General features: G+C 62.4%; 23 protein-coding genes. 8 read left to right on the top strand and 15 right to left on the bottom strand.

Annotated features, from left to right (window positions below):
- The first annotated feature begins 592 nt into the window (after positions 1–592).
- From coaA to OKW98_RS10785, 3 genes are all read left to right on the top strand, one after another.
- Positions 593–1,519 carry a type I pantothenate kinase gene (gene coaA / locus OKW98_RS10775; RefSeq protein ID WP_265389133.1) on the top strand — a complete coding sequence of 309 codons (927 nt, stop codon included), beginning with the start codon at positions 593–595 and terminating at the stop codon, positions 1,517–1,519.
- On the top strand, positions 1,519–1,887 hold the full coding sequence (locus OKW98_RS10780) for a Rap1a/Tai family immunity protein (RefSeq protein WP_265389134.1): 369 nt from the start codon (positions 1,519–1,521) through the stop codon (positions 1,885–1,887). Before coaA ends, OKW98_RS10780 begins: the two co-directional genes overlap by 1 nt.
- Positions 1,888–1,987: 100 nt before the next feature.
- Positions 1,988–3,205 (top strand): MFS transporter, encoded by a 1,218-nt coding sequence (locus OKW98_RS10785; RefSeq protein WP_265389135.1) that lies wholly within the window; start codon positions 1,988–1,990, stop codon positions 3,203–3,205.
- 658 nt (positions 3,206–3,863) lie between these two features.
- Here the strand turns inward: OKW98_RS10785 and acpA are convergent.
- Both acpA and OKW98_RS10795 read right to left on the bottom strand, forming a co-directional pair.
- Positions 3,864–5,570: an acid phosphatase gene (gene acpA / locus OKW98_RS10790; RefSeq protein ID WP_265389136.1), complete on the bottom strand. Its 1,707-nt coding sequence runs from the start codon at positions 5,568–5,570 to the stop codon at positions 3,864–3,866.
- A 416-nt stretch (positions 5,571–5,986) separates the two neighbouring features.
- Complete coding sequence (locus tag OKW98_RS10795) at positions 5,987–6,748, bottom strand: substrate-binding periplasmic protein (protein WP_265389137.1); 762 nt, start codon at positions 6,746–6,748, stop codon at positions 5,987–5,989.
- A gap of 208 nt (positions 6,749–6,956) precedes the next feature.
- On the opposite strand from OKW98_RS10795, the gene dnaX reads away from it, so the two are divergent.
- The 4 genes from dnaX (at position 6,957) to recR (ending at position 11,401) form a co-directional block, all read left to right on the top strand.
- On the top strand, positions 6,957–9,101 hold the full coding sequence (gene dnaX, locus OKW98_RS10800) for a DNA polymerase III subunit gamma/tau (RefSeq protein WP_265389138.1): 2,145 nt from the start codon (positions 6,957–6,959) through the stop codon (positions 9,099–9,101).
- Positions 9,102–9,190: 89 nt separating this feature from the next.
- Positions 9,191–9,517: a YbaB/EbfC family nucleoid-associated protein gene (locus OKW98_RS10805; RefSeq protein ID WP_065988699.1), complete on the top strand. Its 327-nt coding sequence runs from the start codon at positions 9,191–9,193 to the stop codon at positions 9,515–9,517.
- A gap of 183 nt (positions 9,518–9,700) precedes the next feature.
- Positions 9,701–10,729 (top strand): NADP-dependent oxidoreductase, encoded by a 1,029-nt coding sequence (locus OKW98_RS10810; RefSeq protein ID WP_265389139.1) that lies wholly within the window; start codon positions 9,701–9,703, stop codon positions 10,727–10,729.
- 69 nt (positions 10,730–10,798) lie between these two features.
- Positions 10,799–11,401: a recombination mediator RecR gene (gene recR / locus OKW98_RS10815; RefSeq protein ID WP_265389140.1), complete on the top strand. Its 603-nt coding sequence runs from the start codon at positions 10,799–10,801 to the stop codon at positions 11,399–11,401.
- Between the two features lie 309 nt (positions 11,402–11,710).
- On the opposite strand, the gene OKW98_RS10820 is transcribed toward recR, so the two are convergent.
- The 12 genes from OKW98_RS10820 to ccoN form a co-directional block, all read right to left on the bottom strand.
- A complete protein-coding gene (locus OKW98_RS10820; protein ID WP_265389141.1) occupies positions 11,711–12,259 on the bottom strand; it encodes an adenine phosphoribosyltransferase in 549 nt (182 codons plus the stop codon).
- A 63-nt stretch (positions 12,260–12,322) separates the two neighbouring features.
- Positions 12,323–13,057, bottom strand: a complete 735-nt coding sequence (gene fnr, locus OKW98_RS10825) for a fumarate/nitrate reduction transcriptional regulator Fnr (protein ID WP_265389142.1) — start codon at positions 13,055–13,057, stop codon at positions 12,323–12,325.
- Between the two features lie 134 nt (positions 13,058–13,191).
- The gene (gene hemN, locus OKW98_RS10830; RefSeq protein ID WP_265389143.1) at positions 13,192–14,574 is read right to left on the bottom strand and encodes an oxygen-independent coproporphyrinogen III oxidase; all 1,383 of its coding nucleotides are present in this window, start codon (positions 14,572–14,574) and stop codon (positions 13,192–13,194) included.
- 90 nt (positions 14,575–14,664) lie between these two features.
- Positions 14,665–15,423: a sulfite exporter TauE/SafE family protein gene (locus tag OKW98_RS10835; protein WP_265389144.1), complete on the bottom strand. Its 759-nt coding sequence runs from the start codon at positions 15,421–15,423 to the stop codon at positions 14,665–14,667.
- Between the two features lie 138 nt (positions 15,424–15,561).
- Positions 15,562–15,777, bottom strand: a complete 216-nt coding sequence (gene ccoS, locus OKW98_RS10840) for a cbb3-type cytochrome oxidase assembly protein CcoS (RefSeq protein WP_265389145.1) — start codon at positions 15,775–15,777, stop codon at positions 15,562–15,564.
- A gap of 25 nt (positions 15,778–15,802) precedes the next feature.
- Positions 15,803–18,262, bottom strand: coding sequence for a heavy metal translocating P-type ATPase (locus tag OKW98_RS10845; RefSeq protein ID WP_265389706.1), 2,460 nt, complete (start codon positions 18,260–18,262; stop codon positions 15,803–15,805).
- A gap of 25 nt (positions 18,263–18,287) precedes the next feature.
- Positions 18,288–18,821 carry a FixH family protein gene (locus OKW98_RS10850; RefSeq protein WP_265389146.1) on the bottom strand — a complete coding sequence of 178 codons (534 nt, stop codon included), beginning with the start codon at positions 18,819–18,821 and terminating at the stop codon, positions 18,288–18,290.
- A 12-nt stretch (positions 18,822–18,833) separates the two neighbouring features.
- On the bottom strand, positions 18,834–20,264 hold the full coding sequence (gene ccoG / locus OKW98_RS10855; protein ID WP_265389147.1) for a cytochrome c oxidase accessory protein CcoG: 1,431 nt from the start codon (positions 20,262–20,264) through the stop codon (positions 18,834–18,836).
- 56 nt (positions 20,265–20,320) lie between these two features.
- The gene (gene ccoP / locus OKW98_RS10860) at positions 20,321–21,301 is read right to left on the bottom strand and encodes a cytochrome-c oxidase, cbb3-type subunit III (RefSeq protein WP_265389148.1); all 981 of its coding nucleotides are present in this window, start codon (positions 21,299–21,301) and stop codon (positions 20,321–20,323) included.
- Positions 21,298–21,513: a cbb3-type cytochrome oxidase subunit 3 gene (locus tag OKW98_RS10865; protein ID WP_265389707.1), complete on the bottom strand. Its 216-nt coding sequence runs from the start codon at positions 21,511–21,513 to the stop codon at positions 21,298–21,300. The genes ccoP and OKW98_RS10865 overlap by 4 nt, the downstream gene beginning before the upstream one ends.
- Before the next feature lie 5 nt (positions 21,514–21,518).
- Positions 21,519–22,130 carry a cytochrome-c oxidase, cbb3-type subunit II gene (gene ccoO, locus OKW98_RS10870; RefSeq protein WP_265389149.1) on the bottom strand — a complete coding sequence of 204 codons (612 nt, stop codon included), beginning with the start codon at positions 22,128–22,130 and terminating at the stop codon, positions 21,519–21,521.
- Positions 22,130–23,572, bottom strand: a complete 1,443-nt coding sequence (gene ccoN, locus OKW98_RS10875; protein WP_265389150.1) for a cytochrome-c oxidase, cbb3-type subunit I — start codon at positions 23,570–23,572, stop codon at positions 22,130–22,132. The genes ccoO and ccoN overlap by 1 nt, the downstream gene beginning before the upstream one ends.
- 854 nt (positions 23,573–24,426) lie before the next feature.
- On the opposite strand from ccoN, the gene OKW98_RS10880 reads away from it, so the two are divergent.
- Positions 24,427–25,116 carry an alpha/beta family hydrolase gene (locus tag OKW98_RS10880; RefSeq protein WP_265389151.1) on the top strand — a complete coding sequence of 230 codons (690 nt, stop codon included), beginning with the start codon at positions 24,427–24,429 and terminating at the stop codon, positions 25,114–25,116.
- On the opposite strand, the gene OKW98_RS10885 is transcribed toward OKW98_RS10880, so the two are convergent.
- Positions 25,091–25,588 (bottom strand): hypothetical protein, encoded by a 498-nt coding sequence (locus OKW98_RS10885; RefSeq protein ID WP_265389152.1) that lies wholly within the window; start codon positions 25,586–25,588, stop codon positions 25,091–25,093. The two genes, OKW98_RS10880 and OKW98_RS10885, sit on opposite strands and share 26 nt — an antisense overlap.
- Positions 25,589–25,727: the final 139 nt, after the last annotated feature.

The raw sequence follows: 25,727 nt of genomic DNA on the forward strand, positions 1-25,727 counted from the left end.
GTCTGTGTAAAGGTCGCTCACAACCTCCCGGCCTGATGGCGACAGACGCACTTCGACGTACTCGTCCCCGTCTCCATCAGAGGCGTCCTTCCCAATTGCATACCCCTTGGCGATCAGATGGCGCAGTGTGTGCACGTCGTCACCCTTGACCAAAGACTGTCCTGCCTGAAGGGCGAGCAGAAGCTTGATTTCAGCAGATAGCAACCTCGTACGGTGTTCCCTCTTGAGTTGGAGATTTCATCGTGCATCCTTTTTTGAGAACAGTTTTCCGGGGCGAATTGGACGGATCGGGACCCTCCTGATGTCCTGCCCTGCGCAAGGAAATCGCCATTTCGTTTCTCAGAGCCGATTACCTCTGAAATAGCCGACTTTCATCAGCCGTACTTGCCGCCGCATCGTCTGGCGCTGGATGCCTTGAATGCGTCTGATCATGCGGCCTAGGCTGGAAATCCTGGCAGCGGACCTGGCGGAAATGACGTCAGTGAGGTAAGCCAGTCGCCCGGACAGATCCAAATAAATCTGCCCTCCATTTGGACCAATACGATAGTCTTCGCACCATTGTTGATACGGACACCTGACTGGAACGCGATTGATGGCCCCTGATGACTATCTGGTAATGAGCAGCGCGGAGTGGGCGGGGCTGCGTGCCAGTACACCATTGACGTTGTCCGAAGAAGATCTGGCGGCATTGCGAGGCGTGAACGAGGACATCTCGCTGGAGGATGTCGCCAACATTTACCTGCCGTTGTCGCGCCTGATCAATCTGCACGTCAGCGCTGCGCGCAATCTCGACAGCATCAAGGACACCTTTCTCGGGCGCCCCGCCACACGCCAGACCTACGTGGTCGCGGTGGCAGGCAGCGTCGCGGTGGGCAAGAGCACGTTTGCCCGGGTGTTGCAGGCGCTGATGGCGCGCTGGCCGGATCATCCGCGGGTTGATCTGATCACCACCGACGGCTTTCTGCACCCCAATGCCCGGCTTGTCGCCGACGGCATCATGCACCGCAAAGGCTTTCCGGAAAGCTACGATCGCAAGCGCATGGTCAAGTTTCTCTCTGATCTCAAGGCTGGCACGCCTGAAATCAGCGCCCCGGTCTATTCCCACATCAGCTACGACATCGTCCCAGACCAGTTCTTCAAGGTCAGCCAGCCCGACATCCTGATTTTTGAAGGCCTGAACGTATTACAGACCGAGGGCAACGATGGGCAGAAGCCGGGCAGCATCGTCTCGGACTTCTTCGATTTTTCCATCTATCTGGACGCCGAGGAGGGCGACATCGAGCGCTGGTACGTCGAGCGCTTTCTGATGCTGCAACGCACCGCGTTTCGTGCGCGAGGCGCCTATTTCCGCGAGCTGGCCGACCTGCCGCCGGAGAAATCTCCCGACGCGGCGCGCAAGATCTGGCACGACATCAACCGGCCCAATCTGCTGGAAAACATCCTGCCGACCCGTGAGCGTGCCAGCCTTGTGGTGCGTAAGGCGTCGGATCATTCGGTCAAGGAATTGTGGCTGCGCTGATGAGTAAATTGATCGCAGGCGCGTCGGCGTTATTCGCGCTGTGCGTCAGCGCTGGCGCTCTGGCGGACGGCAACAAGTTGCTGCTCGAGTGCCAGGACGGGATCAACAGCATGAGCGGCGGCGTGGCACAGAACGGCGTGGGTGTCGGCCACTGCGTCGGGGTGCTGCAAGCGACGATGGACACGCTGGACCTTTTCCACGAAGCGGGCGGACTGCCACGGCTGGTGTGTGTGCCCGAAGGCGGGATTCCGATGATTCAGTCCATGCGCATCATTGTGCAGTCGTTGCAAGCACACCCCGAGAGCCTGCATCTGAATGAATCCGTGTTGGTCGTCGCTGCGCTGAAAAACGCCTTTCCCTGCCAGTAACCCTCACGTTTTACGCTAGCCTGTTGCTTGATCCGGAAGTAATCCTCCGGGTCGAGCCGTGCCGCCGCGTCTGCGACGGCCTTCAGCAAGGATGCCGACGATGCGTGTCAATGCACTGATTGTGCTGTTACTCACGGGGCTCGTGGCTGCCACTTACGGCTTCGGAATCTACCTCTTCGCTCAACTGGTGCCAGACATGCGCGCCAGTCTGGGCTTCGACATCGCTTACGTGGGCACCATTACCGCAGCGGGGCAGGCGGGGTTTCTCGCCAGTGCGTTGCTGGCGGCCTGGCTGACGCCTCGTGTTGGCGGCGGCTGGGTGATCTTCGGATCGGGTGCCGTGTGCGCGTTGGCCTTGCTGCTCATGCCCCTGGCGCAGAACGTGGTGCTGATCGGTCTGCTGCTGACGGTGTTGGCTGGCACGGCGGCGACGGTGTTTGTGCCGATGGTCGATGTGATATCGCGGTCCGTGCCCTACAAATACCGTGGGATGGCCATGGGCTTGGTGTCGAGCGGCACCAGTTATGGCGTGTTCATCAACAGCCTGCTGGTGCCGTTGTATGCGCCCCAGGGCCAGTGGCGCACGGTGTGGTGGATCGTCGGGCTGATCACCGTGTTGCTCGTCGTCGGTGTGTTTCTGGTGTTCAAACGTGCGCGGCTCTTTATGCGCAACGATGAGAGCGCCAGTGATGGCGCGCCACGCAAAGGCGTGCTGCGTGAGGCGCTGCAGGGCTGGGTGTACAAAGTCTGGTCGATGAATTTTCTGATCGGCTTTTCGACCTTTCCGTTTCAGAACTATCTGTCGTCCTACTTGCGAACGGAGCTGCATTTCGGCGTCGAGTACACCGCGCAGATCTGGGCCAGCATCGGCTTTGTCGGAATGTTCAGCGGCCTGGCCCTCGGCGCGTTGTCGGACCGCATCGGCCTGCGTGCGGCCATGCTGCTGGTGTACGTCTGCGTGGCGACGGCAGCGGTGATCCTGGTCATTGCGCCGACCGGCTACTGGCCGCTGGTGGCAGGCGTCGTGTTCGCCGTGGCGTTCTACCCGATCTTCGGGCTGATTCCCGCTTATGTGTCGAAGATGGCGACCAGTGCGGCCCTGGCGGTGACCATCTTCGGCATCGCCAACATCATGCAGGGCGTCGGCGGCATGCTCGGCAATTACTGCGCCGGGCTGCTGGCGAGCGTGAGTGGTTCGTTCGTTGCGGTGTATGGGGTGATTGCGGGGGTCGCGGTTGTGCTGGCGGTGTTGACGGTTTGTTTGCCGAACGAGCGTGGTAGCTCTGACATGAGCAGTGAGCACGCCACCCATCCGTAGGAGCCGGCTTGCTGGCGAAGGCAGTCTGTCTGCCGATACCTGCGTGTCTGGCCCATCGGGTTCGCCAGCAAGCCGGCTCCTACAGAGTATGCGTACGCCGAACGTTGCAGATGTTGCCCAGATCAACTGTAGGAGCGCGCTTGCCCGCGAAAAATATCAGCCCGCGACATCCATGCGCCTGATCCACCGCATTCGCGGGCAAGCGCGCTCCTACAGGTTTTGGGCCCGCCGCCAGTGGCGTGTTTGACGTAAATCCAGTATAGGAGCCGGCTTGCTGGCGAACGAAGGCCGTCTTCCGATATGTGCATGTCTGGCCCACCGTGTTCGCCAGCAAGCCGGCTCCGGGAGTATGCGTACGCCGAGCATTGCAGAGGGTGCCGAGATCAACGGTAGGAGCGCGCTTGGCCGCGAAAAATATCAGCCCGCGACATCCATGCGCCTGATCCACCGCATTCGCGGGCAAGCGCGCTCCTACAGGTTTTGGGTCCGACGGCGATGGCGTGTTTGACGTAAATCCAGTGTAGGAGCCGGCTTGCTGGCGAAAGCGGTCTGTCTGCCGATACCTGCGTGTCTGGCCCACCGGGTTCGCCAGCAAGCCGGCTCCTACAGGGTGTTGTGTACCGTCATCGAACGTGTGCCGACAGCGGATGCCCCCGCTCTATACCGGAAACTGCAGCGCGTTGCTCAGATCACCCATCGGCGCCTGACCGCGCGCGGCCATGGCGTTGTCGCGCTCGGTCAATCCTTCGAGTTTCTCCAGACCATGCACCCGCGTAATCAGACGCAGGATCGAGGCGGTGTCGTACACCGTGTGGTCGACCGTGCCTTTGCGCGCGAACGGTGAGATGACAATTGCCGGCACCCGCGTGCCCGGTCCCCAGCGGTCGCCCTTCGGTGGCGCAACGTGGTCCCACCAGCCGCCGTTTTCGTCAACGGTGATGACGATCACCATGTTTTTCCACTGCGGGCTGTTGCGCAGCACTTTGATCGCGCGATCGATGTGTCGGTCGCCGGCCGCAATGTCGGCATAACCGGCGTGCATGTTGAGGTTGCCCTGGGGTTTGTAGAAGGTCACCGCGGGCAGCTTGCCAGCCTCAGCGTCGGCCAGGAATTTATTGGTAGAGGACTCGTCGCCCAGACCGCCGTCGCGCAGGCGCTTCTTGCGCTCTGCCGGATTGTCGGGGCCTTGCTGCTTGAAGTAGTTGAACGGCTGATGGTGGTACTGGAAGTTCGGGATCTTCGGGATGCCGGTCGAGTCCTTGTACTCGTCCAGCGTCACCTGCCAGGCACCGGCGTACCACGCCCAGTCGACGTTCTTTTTCGACAGTTTGTCGCCGATGTGGTCGTGGGTTTGCGGCACCAGCACGTTGGCCAGCCCCGGCTGCGAGTAGTCCGGCTTCTCCTTGTCGCGCAGCCAGGTCGGCCAGTAGGGCGGAGCCATGGTGTTGACGCCGTAGCCGTCCGGCGTCAAGGCGCTCGGGCCGAATTGCGGCGGGCCGGTCATGGCGCTGGCCGGTGATTTCTCCAGCGGCTTGAGTCGATAGTCCAGCGGATCGCTGCTTTCCAGCGCGGCGATCTGCGACTTGGCCGGGGAGTTCGCCGCGTCCGGGTAGAAGGGCGCCCGGGCCGAGATCAGGTACTGGTGGTTGAGGAACGATCCGCCGAAGGCGCCCTGGAAGAAGTTGTCGCAGAGCACGAACTCTTTGGCGACGTCCCACAAGCGCAGGGAATATTGGGTCTGGGCGTAGTAGCCCATGGTCAGACCGCCGGAGTCTGCCCAGGCCACGAAAGCGTCGTTCTTGCCACCGTTGATCTGCATCTGGTTCTGATAGAACACGTGCCACAGGTCGCGGGTGACGATGCTCAGTGGCAGGTCCTCGCCGCTTGGACCTTTGAGGGGGAAGGGTGCGTTGGGCAGGTTTTCCTGGTACTGCACGCCTGTGGCGTAGGTCACGCCGTCGACGCTCTGCGGGCCGATCTGGCAGACGCCACCCCAGCACTGCGGCAGGGTGTCGAGGACCTTGCCGTCACGGTCACGCTGGCGGTACTGGTCGGCTTTCACGGCGGAGAGCGGCTGCTCAACGCCGGGGAAATTGGCAAACAGGTTATTGAAGCTGCGGTTCTCGCCGTAGATGACCACGATGGTTTTGACGTTGTCCTGCAGCGCCTTGTCCAGCGCCGGGCCGGTCAGCATGGTGGCCGTTGCAGGCTTGCCTTCAACGGCTGCTTCGGCCGCGCCCACCACGCCACTGAGGGTTGCACCAGCGCCCAGTACCGCAACGCCCCCAAGGAAGCGCCGGCGGCTGCCATCCACCGGCGCCTGAGTGGTTGAAGCCTGTGCTGGATCTTCCGGTTTCTTGCTCATGGCGGGGCGCTCGCAGGTCAAGTTGTTACAACATATGTCGCCGGAGCCTAGCGAGGGAATATGACGGGATTGCTACAGCGATAGGCGACGTCCGATTTGTGTTGTGCCACCCAATGCTTTCCCGGCTAAAGCCGGTCCCACATAGAAAGTCGCAGCCGGCCCCACTGAGTGCGCGCGATCTTTTAGTGGGACCGGATTTAGCCGGGAAGAGGCGAGCGCGGGTGACATCAAATTAGCGGTGTGACGCAAGACGCCTTCCCGGCTAAAGCCAGTCCTACAAGGAAGGCGCCAGCATGTACGCCATCAGTCTCGCGGTGCGTCACATGACGCCTTCCCGGCTGAAGCCGGTCCCACAGTCGGCACCGGTCCCACCTAGAAAGTCGCAGCCGGGCACACAATAGAAAAGCGGCGCAGCCTCAATAGGGATCGTCCGGATTACCCGAATGCACCTGATACCGCTCGACAATCCGCTCAATCTCCCCGGACATCTTCATCCTCAGCAGCGTGCGCATGATCCGCTGGGCCGGCACGCTCGGGTCGTTGCGGGCGACGCAGCCCACTGGCTGTTCATCGATGACCCACACGGGCCTGAGTTTCTCGTCGGCTTTCCGGTCGCGGTTGTACCAGTCCAGCGACCACTGTGTGTCAACTGCATAACGGTAGCGGTGGGCCGAGAGCTTTTGCAGAACCTGCTCCTGCAACCTCGCGTCTTCGCGGATAAGATCCCGGGTGGCAAACAGCGGGTCCAGCACAGGATAGGAGTAGCCCAGCACCGTACCGATGTGATCGCCGAGAATTGCGCTCAACTGAAAGGGTGCGGTGTCGTAGGCGCTGCCGACCATCACATTGCGCTGGGTCAGCAGCGGCAGGCTCCAGGTGTAGTCGCCGGACATATCCGGCAACCAGGACTGCGCGGCGTAGCAGCGCACATCGACTTCACCGCGCTCGGTCGCCGCCTGTATGCGCATCCGTGGATAAACGCGGTACTGAGCGGTCTGGCCGATCTGTCGGGCCAGGCTTTCCATGATGTCAAAAAGAATGCCGGCCTCGGGCCCGCTGCTGCCCACCTGCATCAGCGGCATCGACCAGCTGTCAGCCACGGCAAAGCGCAACGGCGGGCCTTCTGCAGCCGCAGTCGCGCTCAACAGCCCCATGGCACTCATTACCCACACTCGCATTCGGATCCCTCGAAGTAACAGTGCGACGTTTCAGGCCTGCTGTGTCTTCGCAATCCAGGTGCGGAACCTTGTGAGGGAACCATCTCGCGGAGCCGTGTTGCGGAGTCAGGCCAGCCATAATAGCGATAAGCGTCGGACACCAGATGCAATTTTGCCCCTGCTCCGCTAGCATTGGCGGTCTTCCGCAACCCAGTCGCGACGGTTTTCAATGAGTTATCAGGTTCTTGCACGTAAATGGCGTCCGCGCTCGTTCCGCGAAATGGTCGGCCAGACCCATGTGCTCAAGGCCCTGATCAACGCGCTGGACAGTCAGCGCCTGCACCACGCCTATTTATTCACCGGCACGCGGGGGGTCGGCAAGACCACCATTGCACGGATCATCGCCAAGTGCCTGAACTGTGAAACGGGTATCACTTCAACGCCCTGCGGCGAATGTTCGGTGTGCCGCGAGATCGACGAGGGCCGCTTTGTCGACCTGATCGAGATCGACGCCGCCAGCCGTACCAAGGTCGAAGACACCCGCGAGCTGCTCGACAACGTGCAATACGCACCCAGTCGCGGCCGCTTCAAGGTCTACCTGATCGACGAAGTGCACATGCTCTCCAGCCACTCGTTCAATGCGTTGCTCAAAACGCTGGAAGAGCCGCCGCCCTACGTCAAGTTCATCCTCGCGACCACCGATCCGCAGAAGCTGCCTGCGACGATTCTGTCGCGCTGCCTGCAGTTCTCCCTGAAAAACATGACCCCTGAGCGTGTGGTCGAGCACCTGACCCACGTATTGGGCGTGGAGAATGTTCCGTTCGAAGACGACGCGCTGTGGCTGCTGGGTCGCGCTGCCGATGGTTCGATGCGTGACGCCATGAGCCTGACCGATCAGGCGATTGCCTTCGGCGAAGGCAAGGTGCTGGCGGCCGACGTGCGCGCCATGCTCGGCACGCTGGATCACGGTCAGGTGTTCGATGTGCTCGCGGCGTTGATCGAGGGCGATGCCCGCTCGTTGCTTGAAGCCGTGCGCCATCTGGCCGAGCAGGGGCCTGACTGGAGCGGCGTGCTCTCGGAGATCCTCAACGTGCTGCACCGGGTCGCCATCGCCCAGGCGCTGCCTGAAGGGGTTGATAACGGCCACGGCGACCGGGATCGCGTGCTGGCGCTGGCCCAGGCGCTCCCCGCCGAAGATGTGCAGTTCTATTACCAGATGGGCCTGATCGGTCGCCGTGATTTGCCGTTGGCGCCGGACCCCCGTGGCGGTTTCGAGATGGTCCTGCTGCGCATGCTGGCGTTCCGGCCGGCAGATGCCGACAACGCGCCGACCCAGCCGTTAAAGTCAGTGGGGATCAACCCGGCCACGGTTGATTCCCGGACAGCGGTGGCGAGTTCAGCATCCGCAGCATCCAACCCCGTCACCGCCCCGTCGCCAGCGCCTGTTATCGACAAGCCTGCTCCGGTGGCCGTGCCTGACGCTCAACCTGCGCCAGCGGCCGTGGCGGAGGAAGAAGTAGATCTTCCGTGGAACGAGCCAAAAGTCGCGCCGCCAGCCACTGCTAACGAGCCCGAATCAGAGCCGTCTGCGCAGCCTGCTTCAGAATCCGTCGCCGAGATTCCCGAGCCCGTCCTCGATACCGTCGCCGAGCAGCCGGATCTGACGCCAATGCCGGCGCCAGCCCCCGCGAGCCCGGTGCCCGACGCGCCCGAAGTCGCATCGTCAGAGCAGTTGCAAGCCGCCGCCGACGCCGTGACGCCGCAGATGATCGAGCACGTGCCTGACGCCGCACCTTACGTGCCGGCGCCGATGGAGCGCGATGACGAGCCGCCGCCCGATGATGACTACAACGAGCCGGACATCGACATCGATCCGGCGTCGTTCGCTTACCTCGATGACCTGGCCCACGAAGCTGTCGAAGCGGTGGAGAAGGAGCCCGAGCTGCTGCCGGCCTCCAAGCCTGCCACCGGTCTTGCGGCGGACTGGCTGGAGCTGTTCCCGAAACTGCCGATCTCCGGCATGACCGGCAGCATCGCCGCCAACTGCACGCTGATTTCGGTGGAAGGCGACAACTGGCTGCTGCACCTTGATCCGGCCCACAGCGCGCTGTTCAACTCGACCCAGCAGCGCCGCTTGAATGACGCGCTGAACCAATACCATGAACGCACCCTCAACCTGAGTATCGAACTGATCAAGCCCGAGCAGGAAACCCCGGCTCAGGCAGCGGCGCGCCGGCGTGCCGATCGGCAGAAGCAGGCCGAGGCGGCGATTCACGGCGATCCGTTCATCCAGCAGATGATGCAGCAGTTCGGTGCGTCGATCCGCGAGGATACGATTGCGCCGGTGGATGCGCCGGCACAGGCGCCGGTTTAGCGCCAACGATTTTCGGGGGCGCTAAGCTGATGGGGCGCCCCGTATTGTTCAATGACTTTCTATCCAATGACTTCCGAGGAGTAACTCCCATGATGAAAGGTGGCATGGCAGGCCTGATGAAGCAGGCTCAGCAGATGCAGGAAAAAATGGCCAAGATGCAGGAAGAGCTGGCCAACGCTGAAGTGACGGGCCAATCCGGCGCCGGTCTGGTCAGCGTGGTCATGACCGGGCGTCACGACGTCAAGCGCGTCAGCCTGGACGACAGCCTGATGCAAGAAGAGAAGGAAATTCTCGAAGACCTGATCGCTGCAGCCGTCAACGACGCCGTGCGCAAGATCGAAGCGGCCAGCCAGGAAAAGACCGCCAGCATGACAGCCGGCATGCAGCTGCCGCCGGGCATGAAAATGCCGTTCTGATCGAGCGGCTTTTGCGACACCCGAATGCCAGGCCCTCGTGCCTGGCATTCTTGTTTGGGGACGGCGCCAAGTCCGCCCCGCATTACGCGCGTCATATGGAGCCCCACATCCGACCGAACGCGTCTCGCTGCCGACGGTCTGCTTTCTATACCCTCGCAACCCTTCATCATGGAGCCCATTCCGATGACGCAAGAATTGATCCTCAACCAGCGCGTAGTCCTGGCGTCCCGTCCCCAAGGCGCACCGACCCCGGAAAACTTCCGTCTCGAGCGCGAGGCGCTGCCTGACCTGCAAGACGGCCAAGTGCAGTTGCGCACGCTCTATCTGTCCCTTGATCCCTACATGCGTGGTCGCATGAGCGACGCCCCGTCCTATGCGGCGCCGGTGGAAATCGACGCGGTTATGGAAGGCGGCGCAGTCAGCGTGGTGGAGCAGTCGCGCAATCCGAAATTCAAGGAAGGCGATCTGGTGGTCGGTCAGACCGGCTGGCAGACCCACAGCATTTCCGACGGCAGCAACCTGTTGATGGCGCCGAAAGACCTGCCCAGCCCGTCAATGGCCGTGGGCGTGCTCGGCATGCCGGGCATCACCGGTTACATGGGCTTGATGGACATCGGCAAGCCGCAAGCGGGCGAGACCTTGGTCGTCGCTGCGGCTTCGGGGGCAGTCGGCTCTGTGGTCGGCCAAGTGGCCAAGCTCAACGGCCTGCGCGTCGTGGGCGTTGCCGGTGGTGAAGACAAGTGCCGTTACGTGGTCGACGAGCTGGGCTTCGACGCCTGCATCGATCACCGCAGTGATGATTTCGCCGAGCAGCTGAAAGCAGCTGTTCCGAACGGCATCGACATCTATTTCGAACTGGTCGGCGGCAAGGTGCTGGAAGCGGTCATACCGCTGCTCAACGAACGTGCGCGAGTGCCGTTGTGCGGGTTGATCGCCCATTACAACGCGCAGAGCGAGCCAGAGGGGCCGAATCGGCTGCCGCTGTTGATGCGTACGCTGCTGACCAAGCGCGCGAAGATTCAGGGCTTCATCGTCTACGAAGAGTATTACCACCGCCTGGAAGAATTCATGCAGGCCATGATTCCGCTGGTGAAGGACGGCAAGGTGAAATTCCGCGAAGACGTGGTGGAAGGTCTGGAGAACGCGCCGGATGCGTTCATTGGCCTGCTCGACGGCAAGAACTTCGGCAAGCTGGTGGTCAAGGTCTCATGACCCTGATTTGACGGTAATCAGAGGCGCGGGTATAAACCGCGTCTCGTGTTTTTGTCGGACGTTTCTCCAATGAGCTTCAGCCCCCTGATTCGCCAGTTGATCGACTCCCTGCGCATCCTGCCCGGCGTCGGTCAGAAAACCGCCCAGCGTATGGCGTTGCAGCTGCTGGAGCGCGATCGCAGCGGTGGCTCGCGTCTGTCCCAGGCGCTGAGTCAGGCGATGGAAGGCGTCGGTCACTGCAAACAATGCCGCACCCTCACCGAAGAAGAACTCTGTCCGCAGTGCTCGGACGTCCGGCGCGACGACACGTTGCTGTGCGTGGTCGAGGGTCCGATGGACGTGTATGCGGTGGAGCAGACCGGTTACCGGGGGCGCTACTTCGTGCTCAAGGGGCATCTGTCGCCGCTGGACGGTCTGGGGCCTGAGGCCATTGGCATCCCGCAGCTGGTGGCGCGGATCGAAGAGCAGGCCTCGTTCACCGAAGTCATCCTCGCCACCAACCCGACGGTTGAAGGCGAAGCGACGGCGCATTACATCGCCCAGTTGCTCACCAACAAAGGCCTCATCACTTCACGGATCGCCCACGGCGTACCGCTGGGTGGCGAGCTGGAACTGGTCGACGGCGGCACGCTCGCCCACTCGTTCGCAGGGCGCAAGCCGATTCAGTTGTAGTCAAAACCCCGGTCTTCAAGCTACTGGATATCTGTCGGAGCGAGCTCGGATGTAGGACCGGCTTTAGCCGGGAAGGCGGCAGGTGTCACACCCCGAATCCAGGGTGCCCACACTGGCCCATTCCCGGCTGAAGCCGGTCCTACAGACACCCCGCGCACTTAGTGGGAATGGCTTTAGCCGCCAAGGCGCCGGGGCATCCGCCCGACATCTCAAGCCCTGTACAAGGTGACGCGGAGCGTCACGGGACGCATGTCCACGCAAAGCGTGGGCACGATCAAGTAGAACCGATCGCCCGAGGTAGTCGCGGCGTTATTTATCCGTCAACGCAAACTCGGTCAGGCAGAACGTCGGGATTGCCATGTCGCGCAGGCGTTGTGAGCCGCCCAGCTCAGGCAGGTCGATGATCGCGGCGGCTTCGTGAACCTTGGCGCCCATGCGGCGGATCAGGTTGGCGGCGGCGACCAGGGTGCCACCGGTGGCGATCAGGTCATCGAACATCACCACCGAATCACCGTCGCACAGGCTGTCGGCGTGGACTTCCAGCAGCGCTTCGCCGTACTCGGTCTGATAGGCCTCGGCCAGCACGTCGGCCGGCAATTTCCCTTGCTTGCGAAACAGCACCAGCGGTTTGTTCAGTTCGTAGGCGACGATCGAGCCGATGAGAAACCCGCGTGCGTCCATGGCGCCGACGTGGGTGAACTCGGCATCGATGTAACGCTGGATGAAGCTGTCGATGACCAGGCGCAGGGCCTTGGGTGACTGGAACAGAGGGGTGATGTCACGAAAAATCACGCCGGGTTTGGGGAAGTCCACCACGGGGCGGATGAGGGATTTGATGCTCAATTCGTCGAAAATCATAAGGATCTCGGGCAGGACATGACTCAAAAGACGTCAGTCTAAGCCCGCCCGGGCCATGATGCATCAGCTTTCCAGCGATCCTCCGGCCAGCGCGCAGAGCTGAATCGGGTCGAGGATGTGGATTTCCTTGCCCTCGGCGGCGATCAACTCGTTCTGCTGAAAGCGGGTGAACACCCGGGACACGGTTTCCACCGCCAGGCCCAGGTAGTTGCCGATCTCGTTGCGCGACATGCTCAGGCGGAACTGGTTGGCGGAGAACCCCCGGGCGCGGAAGCGGGCAGAAAGGTTGACCAGAAAAGTGGCAATGCGCTCGTCGGCGGTTTTCTTCGAGAGCAGCAGCATCATCTGTTGGTCATCGCGGATTTCCCGGCTCATCACCCGCATCAGCTGGCGACGCAATTGCGGCAGTTGCACCGACAATTCGTCCAGCCGTTCGAAGGGAATTTCGCACACCGACGTGGTCTCCAGGGCCTGCGCCGTGACGGGGTAGGCCTCGGCGTCCATCCCGGACAGCCCGACCAGTTCGCTGGGCAAGTGAAAACCGGTGAGTTGTTCTTCGCCGCTGTCGCTGAGGCTGAAGGTCTTCAGCGCGCCGGAGCGCACGGCGTAGACAGAGTCGAACCTCTCGCCCTGGCGAAACAGGAAATCGCCCTTCTTCAGCGGGCGCCCGCGTTTGACGATTTCGTCCAGTGCATCCATGTCTTCCATGTTCAATGAAAGCGGAAGGCACAACGGGGCCAAGCTGCAATCCTTGCAGTGGGTCTGGGTGTGAGCGCGCAGTTTGACTGGCTCAGACATCGGGTAATTCCTTTTGCAGAAACACACATAAGTCGTAAGGGTAACTCAGCGGTCAACCCTGCGACTACCACGCGCCTTCCATGGCCAGAAATGATTCCTCCGCGCCAGGCGGAACGTTTCTGTATCACCTGGGCCTATATCACCTGGGAATAGCGCTGACGGTTCTGCGTGCCCAGATACCCGTCGAACACCATGCAGATCGAGCGCACCAGCAGTCGTCCCGCCGGCGTGACGGTGATACCTGTCGGGCCCAGATGAATCAGCCCATTCGTGGCCATGGTCAGCAATTGCGGCCACTGCTCGCGGAAATATTCGCGAAAGTGGATGGAAAACTGTTCCTCGACGGGGGCGAAATCGAGGCGGAAATGGCAAATCAGTTGCCCGATGATGGCGCGCCGCAGTTGGTCGTCCTCGTTGCAGCGCAGACCGCGTTTGGTCGCCAGTTGGTCGCTGGCCAGCAGGGTCTGGTATTCGGTGAGATCGCTGGTGTTTTGCGCATACAGCTCGCCGAGCTGGCTGAGGGCCGAGACGCCGAGGCCGATCAGGTCGCAGTGGCCATGGGTGGAGTAGCCCTGAAAATTGCGCTGCAACGTGCCTTCTTCCTGGGCGATGGCCAGGTCGTCATCGGGCAGGGCGAAATGGTCCATACCGATGTAACGGTAGCCCGCACGGGTCAGTTGCTCGATGGTGCGCTGGAGCATCTCCAGCTTCTGCTCAGGGCTGGGCAACTGCGCCGCGTCGATGCGCCGCTGGGGCATGAAACGCTCGGGCAGGTGCGCGTAATTGAACACCGCAAGCCGGTCGGGCTGCAGGGCGATCACCTGGTCAACGGTGCGGGCAAAACCTTCGGGCGTCTGCAGCGGCAGGCCGTAGATGAGGTCGATGTTCACCGAGCGAAACTGCAAGGTGCGCGCCGCTTCGACGATGGCGCGGGTCTCTTCCAGGCTCTGCAAACGGTTGATCGCCCGCTGCACCAGCGGATCAAGATCCTGCACGCCGATGCTGACGCGGTTGAAGCCCAGCTCGCGCAACAGGCCCATGGTCGACCAGTCTGCCTCGCGGGGGTCGATCTCGATGCCGTAGTCGCCGGAGTGGTCATCGAGCAGGGTGAAGTGCTGGCGCAGATAAGCCATGAGCTGGCGCAGTTCGAGGTGACTGAGAAAGGTCGGGGTGCCACCGCCGAAGTGCAATTGCTCGACCACCTGACGATCATCGACATGGGCGGCGATCAGGCTGATCTCGCGCTCCAGGCGTTGCAGATAGGCCTGGGCGCGACCGCGGTCCTTGGTGATGACTTTGTTGCAGGCACAGTAGTAGCAAATGTTGGCGCAGAACGGGATGTGCACGTACAGCGACAACGGCCGTGACGCCTTGCGACTGTCACGCAGCGCCTGCAGCAGTTCGAAGGCGCCAACCTGCGTATGAAATTGCACGGCGGTGGGGTAGGACGTGTAACGCGGCCCCGCCAGATCGTAGCGGCGGATGAGTTCAGAATCCCAACGGAGGTCGTCGAGCATGGGGGCATTCCCGAGAAGGATGGCGGTGCGGGCAGTGTAGGGAGCGCTCAGGTGAGGGCGTTGATCTGGGTCAATGGATGGGGGCAGCGATTACTCGTGCTCCATGCCTGCATGATTGATGGTGGGGTTCATTCCCTGATTCATTCCGTGACCCATCGTGTGAGGCGTGTGCCCCATCAGCCACTGTTGATGCGGGCCGGGGAGTGTCCACAGGCCGAACAGAATCACCAGCAGCCCGCCCGCCACGCGCACGCTGCGCCGACGGAGCAGGGCGGTGATGCGCTCGGCGGCCAGGCCCGTGGCGAGCAGCACTGGCCAGGTGCCGACGCCGAACGCGAGCATCAGCAACGCGCTGTGCAGCGCATTGCCCTGGCTCGCCGACCACAGCAGCGTGCTGTAAACCAGCCCGCACGGCAGCCAGCCCCACACCGCCCCAAGGAGTAAAGCCCGGGGCATCGTCGACACCGGCATCAGGCGGCGGGCCATCGGTTGCAGGTAGCGCCAGACCCCACGGCCCAGGCCTTCGATGCGGGTCAGGCCGCTCCACCATCCGGCCAGGTACAGGCCCATGGTGATCATCAGCAACCCCGCTATCACCCGCAACAGCATCGCCCCCGGGCTGTTGGCGACGGCCCAGCCGAGCATGCCGATCAGCAATCCCGCGCAGGCGTAGCTGAAAACACGCCCGACGTTGTAGGCCATCAGCAGGCGCAGGCGTTGTCCGCGTTGCTCCTTAGGGATTGCAAAAGTGAGCGCGCCCATCAGGCCGCCGCACATGCCCAGGCAATGGCCACCGCCGAGCAGGCCCAGGACAAGGGCGGAGAGGAGTTGGGGGAGGAGGTCAGACATCGGTGAGACCTGGAAGTCCTGCGCTGTTTGTGCCGGCGTCATCGCGGGCAAGCGCGCGCCTGCAGGGGATCGCATTCCAGTGTAGGAGTGAGCTTGCTCGCGATGGCTTACTCAAACGCGCTGCATAAACCAACTGACTCACTGGGTCAGATCCCCCTCATGGTCCGCTTTGCCTTTCCCCGAAGCCTCATCCACCCCGGCCTTGTGCCCCGGATCCTGATCTTCGAACAGAATGCTGTGGGCCGGGCCGTCCAGGTCGTCGTACTGACCGCTGTCCACCGCCCAGAAAAACACGTAAATCGCCACCGCCACAATCAGCAGCGCCACCGGAATCATGATGTAGAGCGCAGGCATCGGGCCTCCGGATAGGTTCGTGTGTTCATGGGGTCACCGCCTGATGGGCAGCTATGGATTCTGCAGAAAGCAGCTTCATCCGCGTCAGACGCAACGCGTTCAACACCACCACCAGCGAACTCACCGACATCCCCGCCGCCGCCCACAACGGCGTCACCCAGCCCAGCGCCGCGAAGGGCAGAACCAGCCCGTTATACAGCCCCGCCCACGCCAGGTTTTCCAGAATGATCCGCCGTGTGCGCCGAGCAAGGGCAAAAGCATCCACCAACACGTGCAGCCGGTTCGACAGCAGCACCGCATCGGCGCTGGTCTTGGCCAGATCGGTGGCCGAACCCATGGCGATGCTGATGTCGGCCGCCGCCAGCACCGGCACATCATTGACCCCGTCGCCGATCACTAGAATGGTCCGGCCCTCGGCGCGCAGCTGTTGAAGAATAGCGAGCTTGTCATCCGGCCGTAGGCTGCCCCGGGCGTCATCGATCTGCAACTGAGTCGCGACGCTGGACACCATGGGCGAGCTGTCGCCGGACAACAACAACGTCTGCCAGCCGCGCTGTTTGCACGCCTCGACCAGCGCCGCCGCGTCGTCCCGCAACCGATCATCCAGCACCAGCCAGGCGAGGGCTTGGGTGTCATCTCCCAGCAACAACCACTGACCGGGCTCATGCGGCATCGATGGAACGGCGACGCCGCTCAAGGCGCAGACAAACGCGGGTTGACCGATGCGTAACGGGCGCCCATTAACGACGCCTTCCAGCCCCAACCCCGGCGTAGCGACCACCCCTTCAGCGGTCAGCGGCGTCTTGCCGAATGCGCGAGCAATGGGGTGTTCGGAACGGCTTTCCAGCGCCGCCGCCAGGCTCAAACAGTCGTCACTGCTCAGCGCGCCAAGGCTGCGAATTGCCCTTAACGTCAGGCGCCCTTCGGTCAGCGTGCCGGTCTTGTCGAAGATCACCGTGTCGATCCGGTTCAGCCCCTCCAGCACATGGCCACGGGTGAGCAACAATCCGAGTCTGTGCAGCGTGCCGGTGGCGGCGGTCAGCGCAGTCGGCGTCGCCAGCGACAAGGCGCACGGGCAGGTGGCGACGAGCATCGCCAGCACAATCCAGAACGCGCGACCGGCATCGAGCTGCCACCAGACCACGCCGACACACGCCGCCAGCACCAGCGAAATCAGCAAAAACCACTGCGCCGCGCGATCTGCCATTTGCGCTAGGGGCGGTTTCTCCGATTGTGCGCGTTCCAGCAGTCGGACGACGGCAGAGAGACGCGTGTCAGCGCCGAGGGCGAGCACTTCCACCGTCAGCACGCTTTCCATATTGGCGGTGCCGGCGGTGACGGCGTCGCCCACCTGACGGGGCTGCGGCAGGTACTCGCCGGTGAGCAGCGATTCGTCGACGCTCGACCGACCCGCGATGATTCGGCCGTCCGCCGGCAACAGCGCGCCGGGGTGCACCAGCACGTGATCGTGCAGACGCAGTTGATCAGTCAGGACGCGCTCGGTCTGACCGTCCGAGCTCAGGCGCAGGCACGAAGCGGGCAGGAGATTGACCAGTTGCGCCGTCGCTAAGTGGGTGCGTTCCCGGGCGCGACGCTCAAGGTAACGGCCGGTGAGCAGGAACAGCGCGAACATGCCGACGGCGTCGAAATACAATTCGCCAACGCCGGTGACCGCCGTCCAGAGGCCCGCCAGATACGCCGCGCCAATGGCCAGGGACACCGAAACGTCCATGGTCAGATGGCGCGCGCGCAGGTCGCGAAGCGCCCCTTTGAAGAACGGCGCACAGCTGTAAAACACGATGGGCGTCGTCAGAAACATCGCCACCCAGCGCAGGATCGTGTGCATCTCGGGGCTGAGGTCGATGTTGAATTCCGGCCAAGTCGCCATGGTTGCCATCATCGCCTGAAACCATAGGAGCCCGGCGACGCCCAGTTGACGCAGGCTGCGACGGTTTTCCCGGGCCAGATGCTCGGCCGCTTTATCCGCCTGATAAGGGTGGCCGGCGTAACCGATGCTGCGCAGCTCGGACAGCACCTCGCTCAAGGGCAATGGCTGGTCGTGCCAGCGCAGGTGCAGGCGATGACTGGACAGGTTCAGCCGCGCCTCGACCACAGCGGGCAGCGTGCGCAGATGCCGCTCGATCAGCCAGCCGCAGGCCGCGCAGGTGATGCCCTCGATCATCAGCGTCGTTTCAGCCACATCGCCGGCAACATCGCCAGCGGAGGTGTCATGGCGGACAAAGGGCGCCTGGACGTCGGGCCGATCAACGAGGGCCTGTTCGTCGGCCAAAGGCGTCGGTAATACCTGAGGATTGACCGACGCTTCGCTGCGATGCAGGTAATAGCCCTCCAGGCCGCCGGCGACGATGGCGTCGGCCACGGCCTGACAACCGGGGCAGCAGAATTCCCGCGCCTCACCCAGCACCGAAGCCACGAAGCGCCCGTCCGCCGGGACGGGCAACGCACAGTGGTAGCAAAACTGCAGGGTTTTCGTTTGAGTGGCTTTCACGTCAATGCCGGTCCGCGCCCTGAATCGGCTCGTCGCCCAGGGTCAGTGGCTGCCCGGATACGATCCGTTCTTCCTCGAACAGGCGCCAGGTCTGGCCGTTTTCCACGCCCAGCAATTCGACGAAGCGCCGGCCGTCGACCCTGTCGCCCAGCTGCCCGACGTAACGCCCTGGCTGCGAAGGCGTGCGCGCCATCACCACTTTGCGGTCCTTGTCCGGCTGGGTCGGGGAGATCAGGTTCAGCACCAGGGTTTCCGGCTGACTGGCGCCGCTCAGTTGCACATCCACTTCACCGGTCAGCTCGTCGAGGCCCACGCGGGCTTGCAGGTTGAGGGACTGACCCAGCAACTCGCGGTCGAGGGAGCGGTTGATGCCTTTCCCGGCCTCGTAATAGTTGTCAGTAACGAGGTTGTCCGGGTGGGTGACGGCGATGGTGACCATGGCCAGGGTCAATGCCACCGAGCAGGTCAGAATGGCAATGATGATCCACGGCCATAAATGCCGGTGCCAGGGACTTGCTGCGGTGACTGCGGTCATTTCCGACATCTCTCAGCGAATGGGCGGGCCGATGAAGCGGCTCTTGGCGTGGACTTTAGTGTCGCTGTGCTCAATGTCGCTGTTCTTGATTTCCCTGAGGATGAAACTGACCTCATTGCTGCTCGAGGGCAGTTGCTCCGGCGCGACCGACAGCTCCACCGGCAGGCTGATGATTTCGCCAGCGGGCACCTTGATCTCGCGCCGGCCTTGCAGCCTCAGGTCCGGCAGCCCGGTGGCGTCGAGCACGTACGTGTGGTCGATCTGATCCTTGTTCATCACCTTCAGGCTGTAAACGTTTTCGATCCGGCCCTCGGCGTTTTCCCGGTACAGCACGCGGTCCTTGCTGACGTCGAAACCCACCAGCGAGCGCGTGAGAAACGCGCCAGTGAGCCCGCCGATCATCACCAGCAACACCAGACCATAGCCGATCAACCGGGGGCGCAGTGTATGGGTCACCTGCCCGGAAAGGTTGTGTTCGGTGGTGTAGCTGATCAGGCCGCGCGGGTAGTCCATCTTGTCCATGATCGCGTCGCAGGCGTCGATGCACGCCGCGCAACCGATGCATTCGATCTGCAAGCCGTCGCGGATGTCGATGCCGGTCGGGCAGACCTGCACGCACATCGTGCAATCGATGCAATCGCCGAGGCCTTCAGCCTTGTAATCCGTTTCCTTTTTGCGCGTACCCCGTGGCTCGCCACGTCGTGGGTCGTAGGAAACGATCAGGGTGTCCTTGTCGAACATCACGCTCTGAAAGCGCGCGTAGGGACACATATAAATGCACACCTGTTCGCGCAGCCAGCCGGCGTTGACGTAGGTGGCGAGGGTGAAGAAGCCGATCCAGAAATACGCCCAGCCATCGGCCTGGCCGGTGAAGAAATCCACCCGCAGTTCGCGGATGGGCGAGAAGTAGCCGACGAAGGTCAGGCCGGTGACCAGGCCGATCAACAGCCAGAGACTGTGCTTGGCAGCCTTGCGGGCGAATTTGTTGGCGTCCATGGGCGCCTTGTCGAGTTTGATGCGCTGATGGCGGTCGCCTTCGGTGACCTTTTCACACCACATGAACACCCAGGTCCACACGCTTTGCGGGCAGGTGTAACCGCACCAGACGCGCCCGGCGAACACGGTAATGAAGAACAGGCCGAATGCGCTGACGATCAGGATGCCCGACAGCAGGATGAAATCCTGTGGCCAGAACGTCGCGCCGAAGATGTAGAACTTGCGCTCCGGCAGGTTCCACCACACCGCCTGATGCGCGCCCCAGTTAAGCCAGACCGTGCCGAAATACAGCAGGAACAGCACGGCGCCGCCACCCATGCGCAGATTGCGGAACACCCCGGTGAACGCGCGGGTATAGATCTTCTCCCGCGAGGCATACAGGTCAACCGTGTCGCCGTCGTTATCCGGCGGCGGCGTGACGTTGTGCAGCGGAATCTGATTTTTCATGGCAGCGTCCTAGGCCCTTGGGGCCGAACCATCAGCGTGTGCGACGGCGATATCCTTCATTGCTGCTTTTCCGCCGGTGCTTCGCCATGGGACAGACTGTAAACGTACGCCGCCAACAGGTGCACCCGGTCGTTGCCTTGCAGCAATGCCTGGGCCGGCATCTGGCCCTGGCGGCCGTACTGGAGGGTCTGTTGCAGCTGGGCAAAGCTGGAACCGTAGATGAACGCGCCGGGGTGGGTCAGGTCCGGCGCGCCCAGTGCGGCAACGCCTTTTCCCTCCGGCCCGTGGCAGGCGACGCAAGTGGTGGCGTAGATTTTCTGGCCCGCCACCGGATCGGCGTTCGCGTCGGCGGGCAGGGTGCGGCTATACAGCTGGGTCAGCACGTAAGCTGACACGTCGCGCACGCCTTGATCGCCAATCACCGCACCCCACGCCGGCATGACCGCATGACGGCCGTTCATGATGGTGGTTTTGATGCTCTGCGCATCGCCGCCCCATCGCCAGTCGGCGTCGGTCAGGTTGGGGAAGCCGTAAGCGCCCTTGGCGTCGGAGCCGTGGCAGACCGAGCAATTGGACGCGAACAGCCGACCGCCCATCTTCAGCGCTTGCGGATCTTTGGCCACTTCCTCGATGGGCATCGCCGCAAACTTGGCGAAGATCGGCCCGAAACGCGCCTCGGACTGCGCCATCTCCTTTTCCCATTCGTGCACGCCGGTCCAGCCCGTGGTGCCGTCGGAAAACTGGATTTTCTTGTCGTTGTCGGCGTAGTCGTAACCCGGCAGCAGGCCGGTCCAGTTTCCCAGGCCCGGGTAAAGCACCAGATAACCCAGGGCGAAAATGATCGTGCCGATGAACAACCAGAACCACCACTTGGGCAGCGGGTTGTCGTATTCCTCGATGCCATCGAAAGAATGGCCGACGGTTTCATCGGTGGTGTCGGCGCGCTGGCCCTTGCGTGTGGCGAGCAGCAGCCAGCCCATCGCGAAGATCGTGCCCAGGGTCAGCACCGTGACGTAGATGCTCCAGAAGGTGCTCATGGTTTCGGGCTCCCCGGGGTATGTGCTTCTGCTTTGGTCTGCTCTTGCGCTCGCCTTACCTGCGCAATCGCCTCGGGGTCATCGGCAAACGGCAGCAGCGTTGCATCGTCGAATTCCGCCTTGCGCCGCGGGCTGTACACCCATGACGCCAGTCCAATAAAGGCCACCATCACCACAACGGTGCCCAGGCCTCGAATCGTTCCCATGTCCATGGCGATCACCGTTTGCTCTTGATGAGGGTGCCCAGGCCCTGAAGGTAGGCCACCAGCGCGTCCATTTCAGTCTTGCCCTTCACCGCGTCGCTCGCGCCGGCGATGTCGGCATCGGTGTAGGGCACGCCCAGGCTGCGCAGCACTTCCATCTTTTTGCCGGTCAGCGTGCCGTCGAGCTTGGTGTCCGCCAGGAAGGGGTAGGCCGGCATGATCGATTCCGGCACCAGGTCCCGTGGATTGTTCAAATGGACGCGGTGCCAGTCATCCGGGTAGCGACCCCCGACCCGGGCCAGGTCCGGGCCGGTGCGTTTGGAACCCCAGAGAAAGGGGTGATCCCAGACGCTTTCACCGGCCACCGAGTAATGCCCGTAGCGTTCGGTTTCGGCGCGGAACGGCCGGATCATCTGCGAATGGCAGCCGACGCAGCCGTTGGCGATATAAACGTCGCGGCCTTCGAGCTCCAGCGCCGGGCGCGGCTTCATGCCTTCGACGGGCTGGGTGGTGACGTCCTGAAAGAACAGCGGAACGATCTGCGTCAGCCCTCCGATCGCCACGGCGATGACCATGAAGATCGACAACAGGCCGATGTTCTTTTCCAGTGCTTCGTGCTTGATCATCAGTGGGCCCCCACAACGGCGATCTGCGCGGCGGCGTCGGCTTCTTCCGTATTGGCTGCGCGAATGGTGCGGAACACGTTGTAGGCCATGAACAGCATGCCGCTGGCGAAAATTGCGCCGCCCAACGCGCGGACCATGTAGCCCGGATGACTGGCCTGCAGGGCCTCGACGAACGAGTAGGTGAGGGTGCCGTCGTCGTTGATCGCCCGCCACATCAACCCTTGGGTGATGCCGTTGACCCACATCGCGGCGATGTAGAGGACGGTGCCGACAGTGGCGAGCCAGAAGTGCGTGTTGATCAGCGCGATGCTGTGCATCTGCGGGCGGCCGTAGAGTTTCGGGATCATGTGGTAGACGGCGCCGATGGTGATCATCGCCACCCATCCCAGCGCGCCGGAGTGCACGTGGCCGATGGTCCAGTCGGTGTAGTGAGAAAGCGCATTGACGGTCTTGATCGCCATCATCGGCCCCTCGAACGTCGACATCCCGTAGAACGCCAGCGACAGCACGAGGAAGCGCAGAATCGGGTCGGTGCGCAACTTATGCCACGCGCCCGACAGGGTCATCATGCCGTTGATCATGCCGCCCCAGCTCGGCACCAGCAGGATGATCGACATCACCATCCCCAGCGATTGCGCCCAGTCGGGCAGGGCGGTGTAGTGTAAATGGTGCGGGCCGGCCCAGATGTAAAGGGTGATCAGCGCCCAGAAATGCACGATGGACAGCCGATAGGAATAGATCGGGCGTTCGGCCTGTTTCGGCACGAAGTAATACATCATCCCGAGAAAGCCGGTGGTGAGGAAAAAGCCCACGGCGTTGTGCCCGTACCACCACTGGATCATCGCGTCGGTGGCGCCGGCATAGGCCGAGTACGACTTGAACAGGCTCACCGGCAGCGAGATGTGGTTGACGATGTGCAGCATCGCCGTGACCACGATGAATGCACCGTAGAACCAGTTCGCGACATAAATGTGTTTGGTCTTGCGCTTGACGATGGTGCCGAAGAACACCGCGCCGTAGGCGATCCAGACAATCGTCAGCAGGATCGCGATCGGCCATTCGAGCTCGGCGTATTCCTTGGTGGTGGTGTAGCCCATCGGCAGGCTGACGATGGCGCCGATGATCACCGCCTGCCAGCCCCAGAAATGAAAGGCCGCCAGGCCGTCGGAAATCAGCCGGGTCTGGCAGGTGCGCTGGACCACGTAATAAGAGGTGCCAAACAGCGCGCAGCCGCCGAACGCGAAAATCACCAGGTTGGTGTGCAGGGGGCGCAGGCGACCGAATGTCGTCCACGGTAAACCGAAATTCAGGTCAGGCCACACGAGCTGGCAGGCGATGAAGACGCCCAGGCCCATGCCGATGATGCCCCAGACCACCGTCATGATGGCGAACTGGCGGACGACTTTGTAGTTATAAGCAGTCGGGCTGGGTGCTGTGCTCATGTCAGGTTCCACGGTGTGTATTTTATTAGTGTGGTCACAGCCGCGCCTTCGTTCGCGCGTACCCGTCACGCAGTGGCGTGAGGGGATCGAGGAAGGCGATAGACGCGGTGCACGCAGAGGCTCGGTCGCCGAAGCGTGAGCGGGTTCTGGCTGAGTGGCCTGGGGGAAGGAAGACAGGTCGAGCAGGATCGCGCGCGTGAGTGGGAGGGATTGGATACAACCCTGCGGGTGAAAACAGCGCTGGGGCTGCTTGTCTGCAAGAGGGGTGCGTTGCCGGGCACAATCTTGTTGCTGGGCCTGTGGCTAGCTGTCGCCGGTCCACTGTGCGGACACAGCTTAGACGCGAATGATCGCGGAGGGAAGGCTTTGGCGCAGCACCTGCGACACTTGGCCGCGCGTGGCATGAAGTTGCCGCGTCCTTGGCAGGACGCGGCGATCAACCATTTCCGGAGATAGCTGAAACGGTTCTCTGCCTGCCGTTCCTGTGCGTCGAGAGAGCGTTTCTACAACAAAGTTGTATACAAAAAGCCGCTGACATTGGCACTTTAATCTGCCCAAAAATATTTGGCCCGAGCTGGCAGAAAGGCCGGCGATCGTCACGGGTGATCGTCCGGAGCGGACAAAAAGCATATTCCGTCGATGAAACCGCCCGGTTGTGTGCAGGTTGGGGCGCTCAGGGTTCGGTGCTCGTTGCCGAAGTGCCGCACCAGACTAACGCTTGGGAGCTGAACCTTTGCTGTCGGGACAGGGCAAGCGATTGTGCAGGGTCATGACACTCCGACGTTGCTGCATAATGGCGGCCGTGGTGCCCGCCTTAGTCGGCGGGTGATCGATGTTTTGTAAAAGAGACCTGCATGAGCAAACAACACGCGGCGAAGCGAACGGCCGATCACTGCGCGCACTTGGCGCAAGAACAGGGCTGGATCTGGAACGCGCCCACCGGCCCTGCGGCGGACGCGCCCTCGACGCTGATTCTCGCCCACGGCGCGGGTGCTCCGATGGACAGCGACTTCATGAACGACTTCGCCAACCGTCTGGCGACCCTGGGGATTGGCGTGCTGCGCTTTGAATTCCCTTACATGGCGCAGCGCCGAATCGACGGGCGCAGACGGCCTCCCAACCCCCAACCGAAGTTGCTGGAGTGCTGGCATGGGGTGTACACCGCGGTGCGTGCGGGTGTGAGCGGGCGAGTGGCGATCGGTGGCAAATCCATGGGCGGACGCATGGCCAGCGTCATTGCTGACGACGTGGAAGTCGATGGGTTGTTCTGTCTGGGCTATCCGTTTTACGCGGCGGGTAAACCCGAGAAGCCGCGGGTCGCGCACCTGGCGGAACTGCGGACGCCGACGCTGATTGTTCAAGGCGAACGCGATGCGTTGGGCAATCGGGAGGCGGTTGAAGGGTACGAGTTGTCGAAGAGCATCGACGTGCACTGGGTGCCGACGGCCAACCACGACCTCAAACCGTTGAAATCATCGGGCCTCAGTGTCGAGGCGTGCATGCAGGAAATCGCCGAGCTTATGGCGCGCCGGCTGATCGGATAGCGGGGTGCTCCTCGGCGTTTGGGTCACAGACCAGGTCGAACAGGCCTTCGGTTACGTGGAAGTTCTTGGTCGGGACGGCAAACTCGAAGTTGCCGTGCAGCGCTCCGGCGGCTGCATCGCAGCCGAGCAGCGTCAGGTTGCCTTGCTGCAAGTCGCGGGAATGATAGATCTTCGCCATCCGCGTGGGGGTGAGGTGATAGATGACCGTGATCTGTTCGTTGCGCAGCAGGTTGTAGCTGCCGGGCTGCACCGTTTCGTCGATGAACAGGCCGATCATGGTGCGGTGCCGGCGAACCGTGCCGGTGGCGAGGATCTTCCAGATTCGGCACGTGAGCGGATCTGACCGGCCCGGGCGCAGGCACGCCATGGCGCTCAGGCTGTGGGTGATGAACGGGTGGCCGTTGACGGTGGCGCTGAACGTGCCCAGGGCCGCCGGCGCCTGCGGGCGTTGGAGAGGAGGTTTTGCGGGCATTTTTCTGAGGTGTCCGTGAATGGGTTTTAGGAGTGGTTTGGAGTGCGATGCGCATTTATAAGACGCCGTCGGGTGACGACGACGTCTTTGAAAGGGGGTGCTGCTTACACGTCTGAGGCTTGCATCGCTAACGACAGTG

This window comes from Pseudomonas sp. KU26590, assembly GCF_026153515.1.
GTDB lineage: Bacteria > Pseudomonadota > Gammaproteobacteria > Pseudomonadales > Pseudomonadaceae > Aquipseudomonas.

Coding starts and splice junctions, on each gene's coding strand:
- coaA (WP_265389133.1), top strand. CDS start 593: ATGGCCCCTGATGACTATCTGGTAATGAGCAGCGCGGAGTGGGCGGGG.
- OKW98_RS10780 (WP_265389134.1), top strand. CDS start 1,519: ATGAGTAAATTGATCGCAGGCGCGTCGGCGTTATTCGCGCTGTGCGTC.
- OKW98_RS10785 (WP_265389135.1), top strand. CDS start 1,988: ATGCGTGTCAATGCACTGATTGTGCTGTTACTCACGGGGCTCGTGGCT.
- acpA (WP_265389136.1), bottom strand. CDS start 5,570: ATGAGCAAGAAACCGGAAGATCCAGCACAGGCTTCAACCACTCAGGCG.
- OKW98_RS10795 (WP_265389137.1), bottom strand. CDS start 6,748: ATGCGAGTGTGGGTAATGAGTGCCATGGGGCTGTTGAGCGCGACTGCG.
- dnaX (WP_265389138.1), top strand. CDS start 6,957: ATGAGTTATCAGGTTCTTGCACGTAAATGGCGTCCGCGCTCGTTCCGC.
- OKW98_RS10805 (WP_065988699.1), top strand. CDS start 9,191: ATGATGAAAGGTGGCATGGCAGGCCTGATGAAGCAGGCTCAGCAGATG.
- OKW98_RS10810 (WP_265389139.1), top strand. CDS start 9,701: ATGACGCAAGAATTGATCCTCAACCAGCGCGTAGTCCTGGCGTCCCGT.
- recR (WP_265389140.1), top strand. CDS start 10,799: ATGAGCTTCAGCCCCCTGATTCGCCAGTTGATCGACTCCCTGCGCATC.
- OKW98_RS10820 (WP_265389141.1), bottom strand. CDS start 12,259: ATGATTTTCGACGAATTGAGCATCAAATCCCTCATCCGCCCCGTGGTG.
- fnr (WP_265389142.1), bottom strand. CDS start 13,057: ATGTCTGAGCCAGTCAAACTGCGCGCTCACACCCAGACCCACTGCAAG.
- hemN (WP_265389143.1), bottom strand. CDS start 14,574: ATGCTCGACGACCTCCGTTGGGATTCTGAACTCATCCGCCGCTACGAT.
- OKW98_RS10835 (WP_265389144.1), bottom strand. CDS start 15,423: ATGTCTGACCTCCTCCCCCAACTCCTCTCCGCCCTTGTCCTGGGCCTG.
- ccoS (WP_265389145.1), bottom strand. CDS start 15,777: ATGCCTGCGCTCTACATCATGATTCCGGTGGCGCTGCTGATTGTGGCG.
- OKW98_RS10850 (WP_265389146.1), bottom strand. CDS start 18,821: ATGACCGCAGTCACCGCAGCAAGTCCCTGGCACCGGCATTTATGGCCG.
- ccoG (WP_265389147.1), bottom strand. CDS start 20,264: ATGAAAAATCAGATTCCGCTGCACAACGTCACGCCGCCGCCGGATAAC.
- ccoP (WP_265389148.1), bottom strand. CDS start 21,301: ATGAGCACCTTCTGGAGCATCTACGTCACGGTGCTGACCCTGGGCACG.
- OKW98_RS10865 (WP_265389707.1), bottom strand. CDS start 21,513: ATGGACATGGGAACGATTCGAGGCCTGGGCACCGTTGTGGTGATGGTG.
- ccoO (WP_265389149.1), bottom strand. CDS start 22,130: ATGATCAAGCACGAAGCACTGGAAAAGAACATCGGCCTGTTGTCGATC.
- ccoN (WP_265389150.1), bottom strand. CDS start 23,572: ATGAGCACAGCACCCAGCCCGACTGCTTATAACTACAAAGTCGTCCGC.
- OKW98_RS10880 (WP_265389151.1), top strand. CDS start 24,427: ATGAGCAAACAACACGCGGCGAAGCGAACGGCCGATCACTGCGCGCAC.
- OKW98_RS10885 (WP_265389152.1), bottom strand. CDS start 25,588: ATGCCCGCAAAACCTCCTCTCCAACGCCCGCAGGCGCCGGCGGCCCTG.